Source organism: Gemmatimonadota bacterium (assembly GCA_040882465.1).
In the GTDB taxonomy this organism is placed as follows: domain Bacteria; phylum Gemmatimonadota; class Gemmatimonadetes; order Longimicrobiales; family Gaopeijiaceae; genus JBBEBG01.
Map to the genome: position 1 here is coordinate 23,074 of JBBEBG010000034.1, position 16,980 is coordinate 40,053.

The 16,980-nt window shown below is 65.0% G+C and carries 20 protein-coding genes; 4 read left to right on the forward strand and 16 right to left on the reverse strand.

All coding sequences use genetic code 11. From position 1 onward, the window contains the following. The first annotated feature begins 4 nt into the window (after positions 1-4). Positions 5-1,267 carry a peptidoglycan DD-metalloendopeptidase family protein gene (locus WEG36_12275; protein ID MEX1258386.1) on the forward strand — a complete coding sequence of 421 codons (1,263 nt, stop codon included), beginning with the start codon at positions 5-7 and terminating at the stop codon, positions 1,265-1,267. A 106-nt stretch (positions 1,268-1,373) separates the two neighbouring features. Beyond that, positions 1,374-3,434 (forward strand): PQQ-binding-like beta-propeller repeat protein, encoded by a 2,061-nt coding sequence (locus WEG36_12280; GenBank protein ID MEX1258387.1) that lies wholly within the window; start codon positions 1,374-1,376, stop codon positions 3,432-3,434. A 22-nt stretch (positions 3,435-3,456) separates the two neighbouring features. Here WEG36_12280 and WEG36_12285 read toward each other — a convergent pair whose 3' ends face one another. The 5 genes from WEG36_12285 to WEG36_12305 all read right to left on the reverse strand — a co-directional run bounded on the left by WEG36_12285 (position 3,457) and on the right by WEG36_12305 (position 8,257). After that, positions 3,457-4,485: an FAD:protein FMN transferase gene (locus WEG36_12285; GenBank protein ID MEX1258388.1), complete on the reverse strand. Its 1,029-nt coding sequence runs from the start codon at positions 4,483-4,485 to the stop codon at positions 3,457-3,459. Then, positions 4,482-6,704 (reverse strand): 4Fe-4S binding protein, encoded by a 2,223-nt coding sequence (locus tag WEG36_12290; protein MEX1258389.1) that lies wholly within the window; start codon positions 6,702-6,704, stop codon positions 4,482-4,484. The genes WEG36_12285 and WEG36_12290 overlap by 4 nt, the downstream gene beginning before the upstream one ends. 229 nt (positions 6,705-6,933) lie before the next feature. Beyond that, complete coding sequence (locus WEG36_12295; protein ID MEX1258390.1) at positions 6,934-7,650, reverse strand: hypothetical protein; 717 nt, start codon at positions 7,648-7,650, stop codon at positions 6,934-6,936. A 191-nt stretch (positions 7,651-7,841) separates the two neighbouring features. Further along, the gene (locus WEG36_12300) at positions 7,842-8,000 is read right to left on the reverse strand and encodes a hypothetical protein (GenBank protein MEX1258391.1); all 159 of its coding nucleotides are present in this window, start codon (positions 7,998-8,000) and stop codon (positions 7,842-7,844) included. A gap of 116 nt (positions 8,001-8,116) precedes the next feature. Further along, the gene (locus tag WEG36_12305; protein MEX1258392.1) at positions 8,117-8,257 is read right to left on the reverse strand and encodes a hypothetical protein; all 141 of its coding nucleotides are present in this window, start codon (positions 8,255-8,257) and stop codon (positions 8,117-8,119) included. A gap of 468 nt (positions 8,258-8,725) precedes the next feature. Here WEG36_12305 and WEG36_12310 point away from each other — a divergent pair, with 468 nt between their 5' ends. Continuing rightward, complete coding sequence (locus tag WEG36_12310) at positions 8,726-8,902, forward strand: hypothetical protein (GenBank protein MEX1258393.1); 177 nt, start codon at positions 8,726-8,728, stop codon at positions 8,900-8,902. Positions 8,903-9,918: 1,016 nt separating this feature from the next. After that, positions 9,919-11,331 (forward strand): diaminopimelate decarboxylase, encoded by a 1,413-nt coding sequence (locus WEG36_12315; protein MEX1258394.1) that lies wholly within the window; start codon positions 9,919-9,921, stop codon positions 11,329-11,331. 421 nt (positions 11,332-11,752) lie between these two features. On the opposite strand, the gene WEG36_12320 is transcribed toward WEG36_12315, so the two are convergent. The 11 genes from WEG36_12320 to WEG36_12370 all read right to left on the reverse strand — a co-directional run bounded on the left by WEG36_12320 (position 11,753) and on the right by WEG36_12370 (position 16,890). Next, a complete protein-coding gene (locus WEG36_12320) occupies positions 11,753-12,325 on the reverse strand; it encodes a hypothetical protein (GenBank protein MEX1258395.1) in 573 nt (190 codons plus the stop codon). Further along, on the reverse strand, positions 12,322-12,627 hold the full coding sequence (locus WEG36_12325; protein MEX1258396.1) for a hypothetical protein: 306 nt from the start codon (positions 12,625-12,627) through the stop codon (positions 12,322-12,324). The genes WEG36_12320 and WEG36_12325 overlap by 4 nt, the downstream gene beginning before the upstream one ends. A gap of 792 nt (positions 12,628-13,419) precedes the next feature. Continuing rightward, positions 13,420-14,022, reverse strand: a complete 603-nt coding sequence (locus WEG36_12330; GenBank protein ID MEX1258397.1) for a GNAT family N-acetyltransferase — start codon at positions 14,020-14,022, stop codon at positions 13,420-13,422. Then, positions 14,019-14,198 carry a hypothetical protein gene (locus WEG36_12335; GenBank protein ID MEX1258398.1) on the reverse strand — a complete coding sequence of 60 codons (180 nt, stop codon included), beginning with the start codon at positions 14,196-14,198 and terminating at the stop codon, positions 14,019-14,021. Before WEG36_12335 ends, WEG36_12330 begins: the two co-directional genes overlap by 4 nt. Before the next feature lie 81 nt (positions 14,199-14,279). Further along, a complete protein-coding gene (locus WEG36_12340) occupies positions 14,280-14,405 on the reverse strand; it encodes a hypothetical protein (GenBank protein ID MEX1258399.1) in 126 nt (41 codons plus the stop codon). A gap of 3 nt (positions 14,406-14,408) precedes the next feature. After that, positions 14,409-14,663, reverse strand: coding sequence for a hypothetical protein (locus WEG36_12345; protein MEX1258400.1), 255 nt, complete (start codon positions 14,661-14,663; stop codon positions 14,409-14,411). Then, positions 14,660-15,028: a P27 family phage terminase small subunit gene (locus WEG36_12350; protein MEX1258401.1), complete on the reverse strand. Its 369-nt coding sequence runs from the start codon at positions 15,026-15,028 to the stop codon at positions 14,660-14,662. The genes WEG36_12345 and WEG36_12350 overlap by 4 nt, the downstream gene beginning before the upstream one ends. 146 nt (positions 15,029-15,174) lie before the next feature. Continuing rightward, the gene (locus WEG36_12355) at positions 15,175-15,363 is read right to left on the reverse strand and encodes a hypothetical protein (GenBank protein ID MEX1258402.1); all 189 of its coding nucleotides are present in this window, start codon (positions 15,361-15,363) and stop codon (positions 15,175-15,177) included. Further along, entirely contained in the window at positions 15,360-15,887 is a 528-nt protein-coding gene (locus WEG36_12360; protein ID MEX1258403.1) for a hypothetical protein, read from the reverse strand. The genes WEG36_12355 and WEG36_12360 overlap by 4 nt, the downstream gene beginning before the upstream one ends. Beyond that, positions 15,881-16,189 carry a hypothetical protein gene (locus WEG36_12365; GenBank protein ID MEX1258404.1) on the reverse strand — a complete coding sequence of 103 codons (309 nt, stop codon included), beginning with the start codon at positions 16,187-16,189 and terminating at the stop codon, positions 15,881-15,883. Before WEG36_12365 ends, WEG36_12360 begins: the two co-directional genes overlap by 7 nt. Next, on the reverse strand, positions 16,186-16,890 hold the full coding sequence (locus WEG36_12370) for a hypothetical protein (GenBank protein MEX1258405.1): 705 nt from the start codon (positions 16,888-16,890) through the stop codon (positions 16,186-16,188). Before WEG36_12370 ends, WEG36_12365 begins: the two co-directional genes overlap by 4 nt. Positions 16,891-16,980 lie beyond the last annotated feature (90 nt).

The following is a 16,980-nucleotide window of genomic DNA, read 5'->3' on the forward strand; positions in this document are numbered from 1 at the left end:
ACTGATGAGACGAATGATCAACAATAGTAACCACTTGCGGGATCGGTCTCAACGGACCGGGAACTCCGGCCGAGCGGGGCTCGCCCTGGCCATGGTGATCCTCTGCCTGGGATCGGCGGGGTGTGGGGTGGAAGAGTTCCTGATGGAGCCGTTCCGGGGCGAGACGCCACGGGAGCGCTATGGGGAGGCGCTGGACCGCGCGGGACTCGGCGAAAGTTTGCTGGTCCGAGAGTGGCACCGCGCCGGGGAGCGGGCGCTCCTGGGCGCCGTCGAGGTCTCCGCTCCCCTCGTTGAAGAGAACTGGATCGCGCCCGACGAACCGACCGCGCTCGGGTATCGCCTCGACCTCCGGCGTGGAGAGCGGGTGCAGGTGGAGGTCCGGGCGGAACACACTGTCCAGCGCGTCTTCATCGAACTATACCGCGACCGCCCCGACGACGAGGACGACGATCCCTTGCTCGTGGACTGGGCCGCCGATTTCGAGACGGGGTTCGTCTACGACGCGCGCGCCACCGGAAGTTATCTCCTGCGCGTCCAGCCGGAGCTCCTCGGTGGCGGACCTCTCGAAGTCGAGATCCGGGTGGGCGCCTCGGTCGCCTTTCCGGTCCAAGACCGTTCCACCGCGAACGTCATGAGCTTCTTCGGGGACATCCGGGATGGGGGGGCACGCGACCACCACGGGGTGGACATCTTCGCTCCGCGGGGGACGCCCGTCCTGGCTGCGACTGCCGGGACGGCGTACCGGGTGGACGTGACGGCCCGAGGCGGGAAGGTCGTGTGGGTGCGTGATGGAAGTGGCGAGATCCGCTCCTATTACGCCCACCTCGACGCTCAGCTCGTCGAGGAGGGCGAGGAGGTCAGCGTGGGCGATACGCTCGGTCTCGTGGGGAATACGGGAAATGCGATCACGACGCCTCCCCATCTCCATTTCGGGATTTACGTGAGGCGGGGAGGGGCCGTGGATCCCTGGCCTTTCCTCCATGAGCCCCCCGGAGAGCCGCCCCTGCTCGACGTACCGAGGGAGGCATTCAACGAGACCTTCCGCATCGCGCTCGAGAGGATTCCGCTCCGTGCGGGACCCTTCGCCTCCGCGACGGAGCTGGCGGAGCTCCCTCGCGAGCTCTCGGTGCGGGTGATCGGCGGAACGGGGCGCTGGTTCCGAGTGCGCACGGCCGCCGGCGGGGAGGGGTACATCGCGGTCGATGCGGTGCTGCCCCTGGACAGGGAGCTCGATCCCGAAACCCGGCTCGCCTTCGCCTTCCAGTGACGAGGCCCGGAGGAAACAGCAGTTTCCCGTATCGCGCGGTGCTTCACCCGCGCATATTGACAACGTTCCATGCCCTACCGTTCCACTCCCAGGGAATGAGGAAACCATGTTCAAGAGAGCGCTTTTGACGCGGGGGCTTTGCGGAGCCTCCGGGCTCGCCGTGGCGGTTCTGACCCTCGCGGTCTGGATTCCGGCCGCAGCGTCCGCCCAGGAACGGGGCACGCCGTACGGGGAGTGGCGCTATCAGAGCGCTGACGCCTGGGGTACCCGATTTTCCCCGGTGAATCAGATCACCGCCGAGAACTTCGGCCAGCTCGAGCAGGCCTGGCTCTTCCGCGGTGACAACTTCGGGCCGAACATCTCGACGCAGTCGCGTTCGACCCCCGTTTACGTCGACGGCCTGCTTTATACGGTGGCGGGATATCGCCGTCAGGTCGTGGCGCTGGATCCCGCGAACGGCGAAATCGTCTGGACCTTCCGGGAACCCGACACGGAGCGCTTCCACCGCTCGATGCGGGCGAACTACGGGAAGGGCGTCTCGTACGGAGAGCTGAACGGGCGGGGCGTGATCTATATCACGACTCCGGCCTTCTTCCTGTGGGCGCTGGACGCGAAGACCGGGCGCCCCCTCGAGAACTGGGGGACTCCGGTTCCGCTGGAGGGGTGGCCGCAGACCGGCGTGGTGGACCTCCTTCCCGATCTGATCGCGGACTGGGGTCCGTGGCAGGATTGGGACGAACCATACGATCCGGACCACGGCATTCCCCGTGAGCTCGGGTTCATCACGAGCTCGTCCCCGCCCATCGTCGTCAACGGCGTGGTCGTCGTCGGGAACTCCGCCGAACAGGGGTACAACCAGACGCGAATCGAAAACGTCCCCGGGGACATTCTCGCGTACGACGCGGCGACCGGTCGTCACATGTGGAAGTTCAACGTCATCCCCCGCCCCGGCGAATTCGGGCACGACACCTGGGAGAATGACGCCTGGGCCTGGACCGGCGACGTCTCTTCGTGGGCGCCGATGTCCGCCGACGATGAGCTCGGGATCGTGTATATCCCGACGAACCCGCCGACCATCGACTACTTCGGCGGATTCCGTCCGGGGGCGAACCTCTACGGGACGAGCGTGATCGCCCTCGACGTGCAGACGGGTGAACGCGTGTGGCACTTCCAGACGGTCCACAACGACCAATGGAACTACGACCTCCCCAATGTCCCCATCATCGCGGATCTGAATGTGGACGGGCGGGAGATTCCGGCGGTGATTCAGACCTCCAAGCAGGGCTTCATTTATACTTTCAATCGGGAAACCGGCGAGCCGGTCTGGCCGATCGAAGAGCGTCCCGTGCAGCAGACGGAGGTGCCCGGGAACTGGACCTCGCCCACTCAGCCCTACCCCACGAAGCCCGAGCCCTTCGAAGAGGTCACGATGGGTCTCACCCCGGACCGCATCATCGATTTCACGCCGGAGCTCCGGGCGGAGGCGATGCGGATCCTGGAGGATTATCGAGTCGGTGGACCGTACATGCCGCGCCTGCACGTGGGCCACGACGCGGGCGTCACGAACAATATCCGCTGCTCAGGGGGTCTGAACATCACGAACCCCGCTGCCTTCGATCCGACGACGAATATTCTGTACGCGTCACACGGGCCGGGGTGCGGAGGCGGGTTCATCATGCCCGGGATCGACGCGGACGTGCCGGACGATATCATGACGACCGGCACGACGATTTCCGAGTGGGTTGCGGGCCCGGGCGGGGGCCTCCCGCAGGTCCAGGGTCTTCCGCTCTGGAAGCCGCCGTACAACCGGCTCTCGGCCTATGACATGGACACCGGCGAACGGCTCTGGTGGATTCCGATTGGCGAGCCCAATGAAAACATCCGAACCCACCCTGCGCTTCAGGGCGTGGACATCTCGCAGTTCGGGGGCGGAGGGAGCTCGATCCAGATGGTCGTGGGGGACCTCCTCCTCACCACAGGATTCGGGCCACCCGTGCTCCAGGCGCACAACAAGTTGACGGGTGAGGTCGTCGGCGAGGTGGAGATTCCCGTGGATGGCCAGTACGGGATGATGAGTTATCTCCACGAGGACGTGCAGTACATCGTGGTTCAGATCGGTGGTGGCGAGTACCCGAGCTCGCTGGTCGCGTTGAGGCTCCCCAACTAGGGCGGGGCTGAAAGAGCGGACTTTAAGCTGGAAACCCCGGCGTCCTGGAGGGGCGGCCGTCCTTCGTGACGAGCAGCCCCTCAACGCCGGGGAGTCGGGCCAGGAAGGCGACTCCCTCTTCGGGCCCGAGAACGAAGGCGGCGGTGGAAAGGGCGTCGGCCTCCATCGCATTCCGCGCGATGACCGTCGCCCCACTCGTGTGAATCGGTGACTGTCCGGTCCGCGGGTCGAGAATGTGGTGCAGGGTGCGGTCTCCGGTGAAGGCCTGAACGTAGTCCCCCGAGGTCGCGACACCTTCGCCGCGCAGTTGGAAGTCTCCCACCGTTCCAGCGGGATTCCGCGGGTCCTGGATCGCGACCGGCCACCCGTCCTTCTCGGCGCCCTCCCCGCCGGACGCGAGGTCGCCGCCCGCCTCCACGACGACGTGGTCGGCACCCCGTTCGACGAGCGTCTGGACGACGCGATCGACGACGTACCCCTTCGCGATCCCGTCCAGGGTGATGGCCATGCCGGGCGTCTCCAGAGCGATCGCGTCGCCGTCCACCCGGATCCTCCGGTAGTCCACGAGCTCCAGCGCCCGGGAGACCTCACCATCGCTCGGGAGGGGCGCCCCTGGGAGCGTCGACCTTTCCTGGTAGAGGCGCAGGAGGGGCGCCACCGTGACATCGAAGGCGCCGCCGCTGAGCTCGGAAATCTCATGAGCCCTTTGAAGCACTTCCACGAGCTCCTCCGGCGGCCGCCGGACAACCCCCATTCTGGCCAGAAGGGCGACCGGCGTGTCGGCGCGGTGACGGCTGAGGATCCCCTCGAGGCGCCCGAGTTCCTCGAATGCCGCCTCGACCATCGTCCGGGCTCCGTCCTCGGAGGTGTGCGTCACCCCGATCGTGACAGGCGTTCCGAGTCCGAAGCGGGTCGCCTCGACCCGATGCATCCCTGCGCGCCGAAGAATCGCCCGCGTCAGGGTGCCCCCGAACGCGACGGAGAGCCCGGCGACGGCCGTGATCCGGAGGGCCTGGCGCCGCGAGATGGAGCTGTGTGCGGACTCGTTCACCGGCTGCCTCCCGACGGCGCGGAGCTCAGCTGCACGAGACGCGGCCGGATCGCATCCATCTCGTGGCGGCACACTCCGGCGCGCTCGATGAGCTGCGTCTCGCAAACATTGCACCGCACGCATTCCTTGAAGTCGATTTCGTGGCCGCGAATGGCACCCGTCGGACACTTCTGCTCGCATACCTTACAGAGTTGGCACTGTTCGACCCTCCGAATCCGGAAGGGCGACACGACCGACACGACCGCAAGCGCGGCCCCCAGGGGGCAAGCGTAGCGGCAATAGAAGCGGGGAACGATCGCGGAGGCGACGAGGATTCCACCCGCGATGGCCCAAAGGAGCAAAGAGGGGCTCCAGAAAAAGACGGTCCCGAAGGGTTCGAAATAGTGGAAGAGGTTCAGCGGAATCCCCGCCACCACGGGAAGGACGATGAGTGCCAGAATGCCGTACTTGAGGTAGAAGGCCCGCTCGTGGAGGGCGCGCGGAAGCTCTCGCTGGAACCGGCGGGGAACGACGCGCTCGAGGAAGTCCTGAAGGGCCCCGAACGGGCAGAGGAAGCCACAAAACACCCTTCCGAAAAAGAGGGTGGTGACGACCGTGAAGCTGACGAGAATGAGGAGCGGAAGGTCCGTGAGGTAGACGTCCGGACCGACTGAGATCCCCGCTAGAATGTGCGAAACGGAGAGGAATCCGCGGTCCACGAAGCCCAGGAAGACGAGTGTCCCCGCGAGGGCCCCCCAACGGAGTGCTGGACGTTTCGCAACGAAGGCTGCCACGACGACCGCGAGGAGAACGAGGAGGAGAGAAACGCGGGTCCAGGAGGTCTGCGCGAGGGTTCGCTCGAAGCCGGACTCTTCCACGACCTCGTCGTCGAAGAGAAGCGCGGCAATCTCGTCATCCGTGAACTGGAGCGCGTTGGACCCCGTCGAGGTTGCGGGGGGCGGAGCCACCGCCAATTCACCTGTTGACCCGGACTGTCCTGCCTCCGCCGTGGCGGGGGAAGCTTCGGGCTCCGTGGCCTCGGCGGTGGACGCAGAGACGACTGCGGCCTCGCGCGGGGGGAAAGCGGCCGGTGCGTCGGCGGGGCCGGCGGGCGCGGAGGCGACGGCCGCAGGCGAATCGTACGCCTGGTACTCTGCCGTGAAGGGGCCCGAGGTCTCGTTCGGGGTCAGGACGATGGTGAAGGGCCGGCGGACGTCGAGGGCGCGGTCCACGAGGAGGAGGCCGGCGCGCCGAAACTCCCCCTGTGCTCTTCCGTCGGGGAGAATTCCCGCCGTCGCGAAGTCGGAGTTCGCCACCCGAATCGTGTCGGTGCCCTGGACGAAGGAGAGCCTCTCGAAGCGGAACAACGCCACATCGGATCCGTTCAGCCCCAAGAACATGAGATGAGTGGAATCCGCTCGTGCCCCCGCCCGCTCGAGCGTCCCACTGAACCGGGTGGGGCCGAGGAGGAGTTCGGCCATCTCGAGGTCGCGAAGGTAGGCGAGGGAGATCGAGGGGGGATTAGTCCCCTGCCCTTCCGCCACGATCTGGCGTGCCAGCCCCAGATTCTCGATCTCGGGCCAGGTCAGCCTTTCGAGCGCTTCGACCGAAATGGTCCCCATCCGCGGAATCGTGGCGTCGGCGGCCAGCGCGGGTCGGGCGAGGTAGGCGACCGCAACGCGCCGGGCCGCATTGCGGATTCCCTGAGTCATCGCGGAGACGGTGATCGAGGCGCCCGTGATGTTCTGGACGTCCTGCCGGATCCGGAAGGGATCGGTGATGGACTTCCCGGCGAACTGCCCCAGGATTCCAGGCCGAGAGAGGAAGTCGCCGCGGCTGCTCCGCAGCGATTCCCTGTACTCGATGACGCTCGCTCCCGTCAGGACCCCCTCCAGACTCATCCCCACGAGGACCCGGATGGGAGCGGTGTACCCGAAGCTCTCCGGGGGCACGTCCGAGGTCAGGAAGGCATAACCCACGAGCGTTTCGGTCCCCGTCGCTTCGTCCACCCGAAAGGCCTGAAAAACCGGGGGATTACCTCCCTTCTCGGCAAAGCGGTCGGCACCGGGGAATACCGCGCTGAGCTGACCCTCGGTGATCAGGGAGATGGCCTGCCCGGCACCGCTCCCCGGGAGGAAAAGCAGTGCGAGCGCGGCGGCGATCGACCCGAGACCGTAACGTGCGGAGGAGGAGTTTCCGCGGATCCTCAGAGGCGCAATGGTTGGCTCTGTACTTCGCATCGGCCTCCAGCGTGTCAGAGACAAAGTAGAAGCCCCCCGGGGGAGACCCGGGAGGCTTCTAAATCTCGTCCAGAGCGGGCGACCGGGTTCGAACCGGCGACCCTCAGCTTGGGAAGCACTTCCCTGGCGTCAGTCAGCGTCATAGCGGCCCGGAATCTGGCCATTTCCGGGTTTTCGCGCCAGCCCGCGTCAGGGGGGTTTGTTACCGGATCTGTTACCCGATTAGGGCTCAATCCACGGCGCTCCCGAGACGGTCTAGGCGAAGGCACGCCCTGACGGAAAACTCGACGCAGAAGCTCGCCTCCGGCAAGGTAGGATCCAGCTTCGTCCAATTGGTCCAGGTCCCCCGCGCTTCGCCGCTCATCATGATACTCATGGCGGGGGTGAGAGCGCGAAACCGTCTCCAGTCGGGATCGCTGACGTTGAGATCCGACACGACGTAGGCGATTCCGGCCTGAAGCTTCTCGAGCTGATCTAGCACTTTTCGCGAGAAGTCTTCCAGGGGAGAAGGGCGACTGTCTTCCCACGGGACTCGCAGTTCGAGATGGGAAAGGGACGGCCAGAATGCGCCGCCGAACTCACGCACTACCGCTTCCTTCGACTTCATCGCATGTGCCAACGCGGCCGAGGCTTGGGTGCACGCGCCCCGTGCATCTTGTTCACCAAGGAGCTCCTCAGCCTTGCGGAGGCACCCGCGAGCGGCCTCGCACGCGACGAGGTCGACCATACTGATGGCCGATAACTCAACCGAGAAGATCTTGGGGCAGTTCTCCTCCAGGAATGCAGTCGCGATGAACCTGAATTCGTCGAGATGGCGCTTGCTGGGCCACGTGCCGTCGTGCTTCAGCGATACCCGCGCCTTGTTCAGTCGCGCGAGTGAGCGACGATGCGATAACTCTATTCCAGTCTTCTTTTCAAACTCGCCCAGGTACTCGAGGAACTTCAAGTCACGTCCGCCCGCGTCGGCCCGTTCGCAGGCGAGCGCGAGGAATAGCTCAAGCGCATCGTGCAGCCCAAGGAGCCCTGAATAGCATAAGGGCTCGGGCTCGCGGCATTGTTGCTCCGCGATCGTAAGAATGTATCGCGCAAATCCGAGTCGCTCTCGGGTGTGTTGAGCGAGCTCGGTGTTGCCCGCACTCACTTCCCCTCCCTCCTCGGCGCCGCGGTGACCTCCCCCAGCGCCTCCTCAAGCCTCCAGTACCGCCCGAAGTCCATGCTCCCCCCGGGCCGCGTCTCAGCAACGAGGAACGCTCCGTCCTCCTCCATCCTGAGCGCCCACGTTCCCCGGTCCGTCACGTCGCTCAGGAGCCAGGAGCCGCACACCGGGGCAATGCGGATTCCGGCCGCGGCGGAGCTTTTGAAGGTTCGGGGAGTTGCTTCACCGGATCGGGCCCGAAGCGGTTCGTGGAAATTCACCGACCGGAATACCTGCTGAAGTCGAAGCCTCCCACCCGGAACTCGAATATTGGCGAACCCTCCTGGTAAGCCTCCGCCTGCACGAGCACGACATCGGCTTCCCTCAATCGCGACATAAATCCGTCATAGTTCCGCATGAATAGCGACTCCGATGAGTTGTCAGAGGGACCGACCGCCTCCCAGGCCTGGACCGCACTTTCGTCGAACCGAATCCGCACGCGGCAACCACTGTAAGACGTGCAAAGGAGCTGTCCTCGCTCAATCCGAAGAATTATGTCTCGGCCGAAGGTTGGGTGGTCACGCAAAGTAAGCGTGCCCCGCTGCTCGCCTTGGTACGGAAACGCGAAATTGACAGTGTTCTCGGAGCTAATGGTCGCCGTGCGTGTCTCCCGGGATGTCATGGGGTCTTGAGACACCGAGTACGACCATTTGGCAGCCAATCTTTCGAACTCGCGCGCCTCTTCCTCTGCCTGGGCCGCGGCGGCCTCCCTCGCCCTTAGGTCGGCGATCACGGCAGACGCGGAATCACCCAATGGCGTCTCCGAAAAACGGGCGATCAATTCCTCGGCAATTGCCACGGCGCGCCGCTCACGCCCGGGGATTTCTTGACTCTCGCGAAGGAGAGCAAACAGATCTTCCGCGCTTGTTTCCGTGGATTCAACCTGCTCCTCCCCGCTCTCAGAATCCTCGGGCGGGACGCACCCGCCCAGAAGGACAAGCCCGACGACGGTCAGTATTGCGCGCATCGGCGGCTCCTTCCATTCCAGCCCCAGGGGACGTGAATCGTTTCGTCTTCGAGACTACGAGCGAACCCGTTGCTTCGCCATGCTTACCCGGCCTTGTAGACGGAATCGGTGCGATGAACATTCGGGGCATTCCGTACACATCCCGAAAGTCCATTGCGCCGCTGTGCCAGCCCTCACAACATGGAAGGACTCCTCCGGCCGTGCCTGGAGCCTCCATCTCGATGCCTCGGAACGCTTCGAGCCCGGGGCGCTCCTAATTGTTCACCTGTGACTCTAAAGACGGCATGGGAAGCTCGAAGGTCCTCGTGCGAGGCGTTCCCCACGTCCACGCTATCCCCGAGCGCACGGACGGTTTCTGCCTCCAGGCGGCCAGGGCGGACGGATTCGTCTGGGGGGATAGGGACGGTACGCCGTGACAGTTGCCTGCGGCTTCAGAGGCGGGCTGAACTGCGAGGTCTGCCACCGGGACACACCTTCCGGGCTCTCGAGAAGCTGACCAACCGTGAGGCTCCCAGGGATGGCGGTTCGGAAGCGTATTTCGCATTGTCGGGCGCTCCCAGAAAGGATTCCGGGAACTTTTCCACAGTCGCCAAGCGCACCGAAGACCGCGAAAAAGAAATAGCTTGCGAACCGAGGGGGGCTGGCCGATATTGCAGATGCCCTGCAACGCTAAGCCCCCCCCAACCAGAAGTCCGGCCGGAGGGGGCTTTTTTTGTTGCGGGGCGCGCGACCTGTGGGTGGTCGGTTTGTATCGGGGCGCTAACCCCGATCGGCCACTTCCACAACGAAGCTCGCGACGAACCCTCATGAGCGGAGGAGCCTAGATGGCTCCGAGAACGCCTTTCGAGTCTCGCGGGGCCCGGGGGCCCCCGCCCCTCCTTTCTATTTCCAAGTAAACACTAAACACCTGTTTGCAACCGTCAAGTGTTTTCTGGGGGAACTCGATTTGAGATGAATGACCGCACGATCGAACAAAGCAAGTACCGCGCCGTTCCGTCGGTCAAGGGCCCAACATAAACCCCCGTCTTTGCGGAGGCAATAATCTCGTGATCATGCCAGCCAAGAGCACCAACCCATATGCGGCCACGCGCGCACCCGCGGCCAAGCCACTTCCCTTCAGCCAACGTCAGATGCAAGAGATCCTCGCTGAGTATCCGACCCCCCTCTTCGTGTATCACGAACGCGGGATCCGCGAGAGCGGTCGCCGCCTCAAGGCCGCGTTCCTTTGGAACTCGGGGTTCAGAGAATACTTCGCTGCGAAAGCTCTTCCGAATCCGAACATTCTTGCCCTCCTATCTAGTGAAGGATTCGGAGTCGACGCGTCCAGCCTACCCGAGCTGCAGGCTGCGGCAGCGGCGGGAATACCCGGGGATGAGGTCATGTTCACGTCGAACAACACACCGGTTCGCGAGTTTCGAGAAGCGAAGGAGCGTGGAGCCATCCTGAACCTCGACGACATCACCCACCTCGACATCCTCCTCGAGGAAGCGGGAGGACTTCCCGAGCTCCTCTCGTTTCGACTCAACCCGGGGTCGACGCGTACCGGAAACCAAATCATTGGGGACCCTGTCGAAGCCAAGTTCGGAATGACCCGTGCGCAGATTTTTGAGGGTATCACTCGTGCGCGGGAGGAGGGAGTCCGACACTTCGGCCTCCACACCATGATCGCTTCCAACGAATTGGATCCTTCGTACTTCGTTGATACCTCCGAGATGCTCTTTGAACTCGCTGCCGACCTGGCCAGTCTCACCGGAGTCAAAGTTCAGTTCGTAAATCTTGGGGGGGGCATCGGGATCCCGTACGAGCCCGACCAGCTTCCGGTGGACATCGAAGCGATCGGCAGGGGGGTCAGGGAGCGCTACGATGCGATCATCCGCCCGGCGGGCCTGCACCCCCTCGCGGTGTACATGGAAAACGGGCGGTACGTCACGGGGCCCCACGGATACCTCCTCACCACCGTGACCACTCTGAAGGAGACTTTCAAAAAATTTGTCGGCGTGGACGCGACGATGGCCGATGTCATGCGCCCGGCAGTGTACGGGGCCTACCATCACATCTCGGTTCCCGGGAAGGATCGAGTCCCGCCGTATTGGGTCGCCGACGTCGTCGGCTCGCTTTGCGAAAACAACGACAAGTTTGCGATCGACCGTAGGCTCCCGCCGGTCGAACGGGGGGACGTGCTCGTGATCCACGACGTTGGGGCACACGGTCACGCGATGGGGTTCAACTACAATGGGAAACTCCGCAGCGCAGAAGTCCTATTGCGAGAGGACGGAAGCATTCTTCCGCTTCGTCGGGCGGAAACAGCGCGAGAGTATTTCGCGACGGTCAACTGGGATTCGCTCAAAGTGCTTCGCCGCGAGATCGGTACTCAGTTGGCAAACCTGATCTCCGATCTTGGGGAGGCCTCCGGCCACATAAGCGGGATCATCCATCCGAGTCTCCCGGAAGGACCGGCCCACTAGGTGTGTTACCCACTCGTCCATCAAGCCACGAACGGTCCAGCCTTCCACCGGGCTGGGCCGTTCGCGTTTCTTCGCGTGGAGCCTGCGGATTCCTCCGCCCGTCTCGAGATCGGGAGCGCTCGGCGGAGCACCTGCTCCGCGCCCTCCACATCTCCCGCAGCTCCTCCTCGGGAAACTCCGTCACCCGGTCGAACCGCGGGAACATCGTGAGCGTCACCGTGTCGCCCCTGCCGCGTGCGAGGAGCGCGGGAGTGTCCCAGGTGAAGAAGGTGACGCCCTCGCCATCCACCTCGAGGCGTGCCACGTCGTCAGGGAAAGCGAGCAGGGCCATGCGGGGGAGGATGCTGTCGAGCGATCAGCGGGCGATCAGCGGGGACCCAAAAAAGAAGCGGCCCCCGTCGGGGCCGCCCATTAATAAGCTTCACTCCTCCGGATCCCTGGGGGACCACCAGCCCCCAGGTCCACGAACCCACCCTCTTTTCCCGAGGTGGATTCCAAGAGCGGCGTTAAGCCGCTTCTGTCGCCCCTGCGTTGTCTGTTTTGCCGCCGAAGGCAGAACGGCCGCCATCTTCACCTGCACCCGATCGCCGCTCAGGCGCAGCCTTCCGTCCTTCTCGCCTGCCAGGATGAGGGCCGCGAGCTCCGCCGCCAGTTGCTCAGTGTCGACCGCGGCCTGCATCGGGCGAACCCGCTGTTTCCGGCTGCTCACGAGAGACGCGACGGCCGTGTCCGCGTTGACCTCCCATGACTGGATCTCGGCGTAGCCGGATCCCCCCGCCACGATGCCTCCGTGACGCTCGATCTCGAAGGCGAGTGTCGGAGGGGCCCAAGTCACGTTGAAGATCCGGTTATGGATCTTGTAGCCTTCCATTCCCCCGTCGCCCCCGCTGAGCTGATCCCAGGCGTTCTCGAGGAGCCGGTCGAGGGCGTGGTCGTCCCGCGGCACGGGGCCGGCTGGGAGAGATGCAAGGTGGTGCCGGAGGGCGTCACTCATCCCCCGCTTCCCCCGGTCTCGGACTCCACTCGCTTCGCCTCGACCTCTTGGAGCCGTTGCAATAGTTTCGGGACCCTGGCCCCGGGGGCATGAGGTTGCTTCGCAAACCGGCGTAGGATCTCAAGCTCGTCGTCATCCTGGCCCAGCTTGCGGTAAACGATCGCCGCATGCCAGTAGTACCAAGGGGCGACACCGTAGCCATGCCTCCCGGCTTCATTCTCCGTCTGCTCGATAGCCGCCAGTAGCATCCCGAGCGCATCTTGCAAACGTCCCTCGCGTTTCGCCCGCTTGATCTCCTCCACGGAATCCCAAATAGGGGTGTGTCCCCCCGGACGATGGCTCCGGTGCTCATCAGCGCGACGCCCGAACAGTCGGTCAAGAATTCCCACTTGAGGCTCAGCAAAATGGGGAGGAACTAGGACCCGCCACGGGGGGGGGCGGTCCAAAGATCCAACGGCATCGAAGGGTTGCAGCAAGCGCACCCTCAGGCGAGCAGAGGGTCATAGCCCCGCCCTCTCGTCTGTAGAATTGTGGAGCAGTCGGAGCAATTCAGCATCGGAGAACTCATCGAGAGAGAGGTGGTTCCGCGCTTCGGTGGACCTGACTTCATCTCCGCTCATGAAGCGTATAGTCGGCACCATGACGGGCGCCGGACCCGTACCGCTCTCCCGACGTCGTGGAAGGGGAAACCTGAGGGTCACCTCCCACGACTGGCCGTCTCGGCCCTTTACAGTCCGCAGCTCCGGAGCGTCCTTCACAAACTCGCTTCCGTTTGAGGGTGGACGGCCAAGGTAACCGGAGGGTCCGACACTGGGCCAGAATCTTCCGACGTCGGGAGCTCTACGCGGGTAGACTTCTCACCTTGGCGTCGGAAACGGAGCGAGCCGATACGTTCGCGGCCTTCGCGGCTTTCTCGCGGGCGCGGCCTGTGTCGGAACCTGTGGCAATATTGCCCGGTGTTTCCCCCTTCTTCGGACGCCCGCCGGTTCGCTTCGCCTCCTCCTCCTCCAGCGCGGCAGCGTAGGGGGAATCGGTTTGTCCATCGGTGGGCGAACCGAAACGTCCGCTCCCGCCCTGCCCCCGCTCCAGCGCCGTCAGGAGACGGTCGCCGCACCCCTCAGCTCCTCCTCGAGGAGAATATCGAATCTCATACTCGTGTGGGTCAGGCCATCGTCGCTCTTGAACCGCTTGAAGAACTTGAGGACCGCAATCTCCCGGTCGGTCTCCCCCTCGTTTCGCACAAACCCGTACCGCTCATACCAGGCTACAAGAGAGTCTCGCCGCATCGCATCGAGGGTGACGTAGCGGATCCCTATGTCCTCTGCGACTGATCGCGCTAACCCGACCACGAAGTCCAGAATCCACGTCCCCACTCCCCGACCTTTGAAGCCGTTGTCCACTCCCATCCGTCCCAACTTGAGGGCCGGGGCCGTCGAGTAACGCGCCCCCTTCGGTCGTTCCTTCGTGCGTAGTCGGATACTGTCGGCGAGGACCGCGAAGTAACCGACCAGCTCCCCATCTGGAAGGGTCACGAGGTAGGAACACGAAAAACCCGTCAATTGGTCCGTGACGGCCGTGCCATCGCACAGGTAATCGGTCAGGTCGGGCTCCCCGCAATCGAAAGGCGGGGCAGTGAACTCCTTCGGCAAGGCGACGACGTGAAGGGACGAGAGGAAGCCGTCGCCTTCCGGGCTCACTTCTTCGAGGTCCGCACTCCCTTGGCGGCTCCGGTCGCCGTGGTATACACCGCGTCGGCGCGCTGAATCGTCGTCACACGGCGGGCCGTGTTGGGCGTGCCTGAGCGCATTTCCTTCTGGATCCGCACGGCTGCCTTACCCTTCACCACCGGGGTCGCTTTGATTGCCTTAGCCATGGGACTCCGCTTTGCGAACGAACCTCGTGAGAAATGGCACCGTTAGGTCGGGCGCCTAGGCACCACGCCTACGAGCTTACGCTACTCAACCCGTGGGGGTTCCACCAGTCGCCAGCCCCCTACCCGGGAGCCCACGAAAATCGAATTCGTGTGGATGGTCCGGTCGTCGGCCCCGACCAGGACGTTCAGGCGGGCGAGGGTGGTCACGGGTCAGCCCTCCCTCGGCGGCGTCGAATCTGCGCGCGCCGGATGGCCGAAGGGAAGCTTCGCCGGCGGGGTCGTGCGCCACGCGGCGCGGATCTCCGACTCGAGCTCCCGCCAGAGCCGCCAGAGCCGCTCCGGAGTGCTCAGGACTCCTCCCTTGAACCCGAGGAAGGGGTTACAGTCGGGAGCGGCGAGGAGCCAATCCCATTCGACCGGGCTCGGTTGATCGGCGCGCACGCGGCGGCGAGGGCGGGTCGTCACGGGACTACCTCACTCGGGACCTCGAGATGAAGCTGTCGGAAGAGCTGGCGAAACTCGCGCAGGTTGTCCCGGGCGACCTGGTGCGCGGGATGAATGCACGTGAGGCCGGAGTCCGGATTCAGAACCGTCGGGCCCTCCTCCCGAAGGACCACCTCGGCCTCGCGGTATCGGTCCCAGGTTTCGCAGGCGGCCCGGAGAAGGGGGAGACCGTCCGGCCCGAGGACCCACTGGTCCACGATCGAGCGCCAGAGCTCGGCTCCCTCGCCGCGAAGACTGGACGGCGGGGCGGGCGGATCGGGCGTTTCGACCGGGCCGACGACCTGAGAAGGCACGGCCCGCGGGCGGATCGGGAGCACCTCAGCCATGGTCGGGACTCGGAAGAAATTTCCATTGTTCACCGGCGTGCGTGTGTGAATAAAGCCTACCGCCGGTTCCTAAGCCCTTTTGCTGTGGGGATTTACAGCCCCCACCCCCCTGGGGCATCGCGCGCGCGTGTGAGCGGGTCATGGCGTCACTCCTCTACCTCCAGCGTCTCAACCGCGACGAACTCGGGGACCGAGGTGGCGGCACGGTACGCTCGCCGCGCTCTGTCCCTCAGTTCCTCGATCGTCGGAGCCGTGACAACGAGATCACACTCGGGCATGGTGCCGACGAACTCGCCATCGTCGCTTCGTTCGATCACCAACTCGATCGTGCTCATGCGTCACCCCCTTGCGGTTGTCGGCCCGCGATGGCGTGGATGGTTTCCCCATCGACGAACCCGGCGGCGAGAAGGGCCGAGGCCAACCGCTCGATCTCGCGCCAGTGTCTCGAGACGAGATCCTCGGCGATGAACCGGGACGGCGCGACGGCGCGACCCCCCCGGATGAGCGCGAGGTCCGGGCCGGATGGACGCGCACCGAACCCGCCGGCGAACGACTCCGAGACAGCGCCCGCGAGGTAAGCAGGGTCTCGGTCGGTGTCACCGGCGCGGATCCAGCATGACCCGCCTCCGGTCCCGTAGATCGCAGCCCCGTGGACAACCCCACCCGTCACGACCGCGACGATCGCGTGGCCGGCCTCGTGGTAGGCACTGAGGCGGAGCGATTCCTGGAGAGGAGCTCCCCGCCTTCCGCGTGCCTCCCGTCGGGCCTGCTCGACGAGGTCCAGGCCCATCGACGACTCGGCGAGGTCGAGTTGCCGAGCGCGCAACTCGTGCGCGATCTGGGCCTCGTGCGTCACCACCACGAGCGGTCCCTATTGTGCAGGGCACTCTCGGCAATGAGCTCGGAGCGGTGAAGCTCCTCGGCTTCGGCGCGCTCGCGACGCTCCTCCTCCTCCCTCGTGGCGCGGGCAAGGTGCGCGGGATCCGCGATCGTCCGCGCCGCGTGGGTCCGGCCTCGCTGCTCGATGGCGCGCCCGGATCGCTGGGGACAGGCGCCGTTGCACCGCGTCCAGGTGCCCCCCGGAACTCGGCGCTCCATTGGTGCCCATTCGCCGTTGACGGAGCCCCAACGAAATTCCATCGACGAGACGACGTGACTCATACCGGCGTCCCCAGGGAAACCTTCCGGCCTCGGACCCAACGGAAGATTCCGTCCGGGCCGGCAGCGAGTGACTCGCCGTGCAGCCGGTCACGGGCCGCGATCTTCTCGAGGGCGGCCTTCCGGGCCTTGAGCTCTTCGTCCCTTTCGGGCCGCTTCACCCGGACGCCGTAGTCGCTCTCGATTTCATCGAGGAGGCGATTGATGCGGCTGTCGGGTTCTTTCCCGAGGAAGCCGCGGACGTTGAGTCCCGGGAACCGGCCGGTGTGGGCGACGTCCTGATCTCGGAACGCTTCCATCTCCGCGACGAATCGCCCGACCGGCCCGGAGAGCGCCTGAAGCGCCTCGGCGACCTCCTGGACGGCCTTCCTGACGCGGGGCTCGGCCGCGTCCATGATTTTCGCGTCGCGAGCTCCCTTCGCGGCGTCGATCCGCTCCTGGTAGAGGCCGTCCACCCTGTGGAGCACTTTGATCTGGCGTCGGAGATCGGTGCGCTCCTCTTCGAAGGCCGCGATGTTCGCCACGGGCGTCCCATCGAGAACCGCGCGCGCCGCTTCCGTTGTCCGGTCCTCCGAACGGGCCGCGGTGATTTCGGTTGTGACCTGGTCGAGTCGCCCCTCGAGCTCGCCGGCCTCGGCTCGTTTCTCATGGCGGGCGCGGAGTAGCGCATCGTATGCGGCGATCGGGTCTGTCCCTGAACTCATGGTCTCTCTCTCCTGAAGGTTTCGGCAGGCCCCGAGGCGGGACGCGACGCCCGACGGCGACCCATGCCGAACGCCGGCCCGCCCTCGGCC

Coding starts and splice junctions, on each gene's coding strand:
- WEG36_12275 (MEX1258386.1), top strand. CDS start 5: ATGAGACGAATGATCAACAATAGTAACCACTTGCGGGATCGGTCTCAA.
- WEG36_12280 (MEX1258387.1), top strand. CDS start 1,374: ATGTTCAAGAGAGCGCTTTTGACGCGGGGGCTTTGCGGAGCCTCCGGG.
- WEG36_12290 (MEX1258389.1), bottom strand. CDS start 6,704: ATGCGAAGTACAGAGCCAACCATTGCGCCTCTGAGGATCCGCGGAAAC.
- WEG36_12305 (MEX1258392.1), bottom strand. CDS start 8,257: ATGCGGAACTATGACGGATTTATGTCGCGATTGAGGGAAGCCGATGTC.
- WEG36_12315 (MEX1258394.1), top strand. CDS start 9,919: ATGCCAGCCAAGAGCACCAACCCATATGCGGCCACGCGCGCACCCGCG.
- WEG36_12320 (MEX1258395.1), bottom strand. CDS start 12,325: ATGAGTGACGCCCTCCGGCACCACCTTGCATCTCTCCCAGCCGGCCCC.
- WEG36_12335 (MEX1258398.1), bottom strand. CDS start 14,198: ATGGCTAAGGCAATCAAAGCGACCCCGGTGGTGAAGGGTAAGGCAGCC.
- WEG36_12350 (MEX1258401.1), bottom strand. CDS start 15,028: ATGGCTGAGGTGCTCCCGATCCGCCCGCGGGCCGTGCCTTCTCAGGTC.
- WEG36_12355 (MEX1258402.1), bottom strand. CDS start 15,363: ATGAGCACGATCGAGTTGGTGATCGAACGAAGCGACGATGGCGAGTTC.
- WEG36_12365 (MEX1258404.1), bottom strand. CDS start 16,189: ATGAGTCACGTCGTCTCGTCGATGGAATTTCGTTGGGGCTCCGTCAAC.
- WEG36_12370 (MEX1258405.1), bottom strand. CDS start 16,890: ATGAGTTCAGGGACAGACCCGATCGCCGCATACGATGCGCTACTCCGC.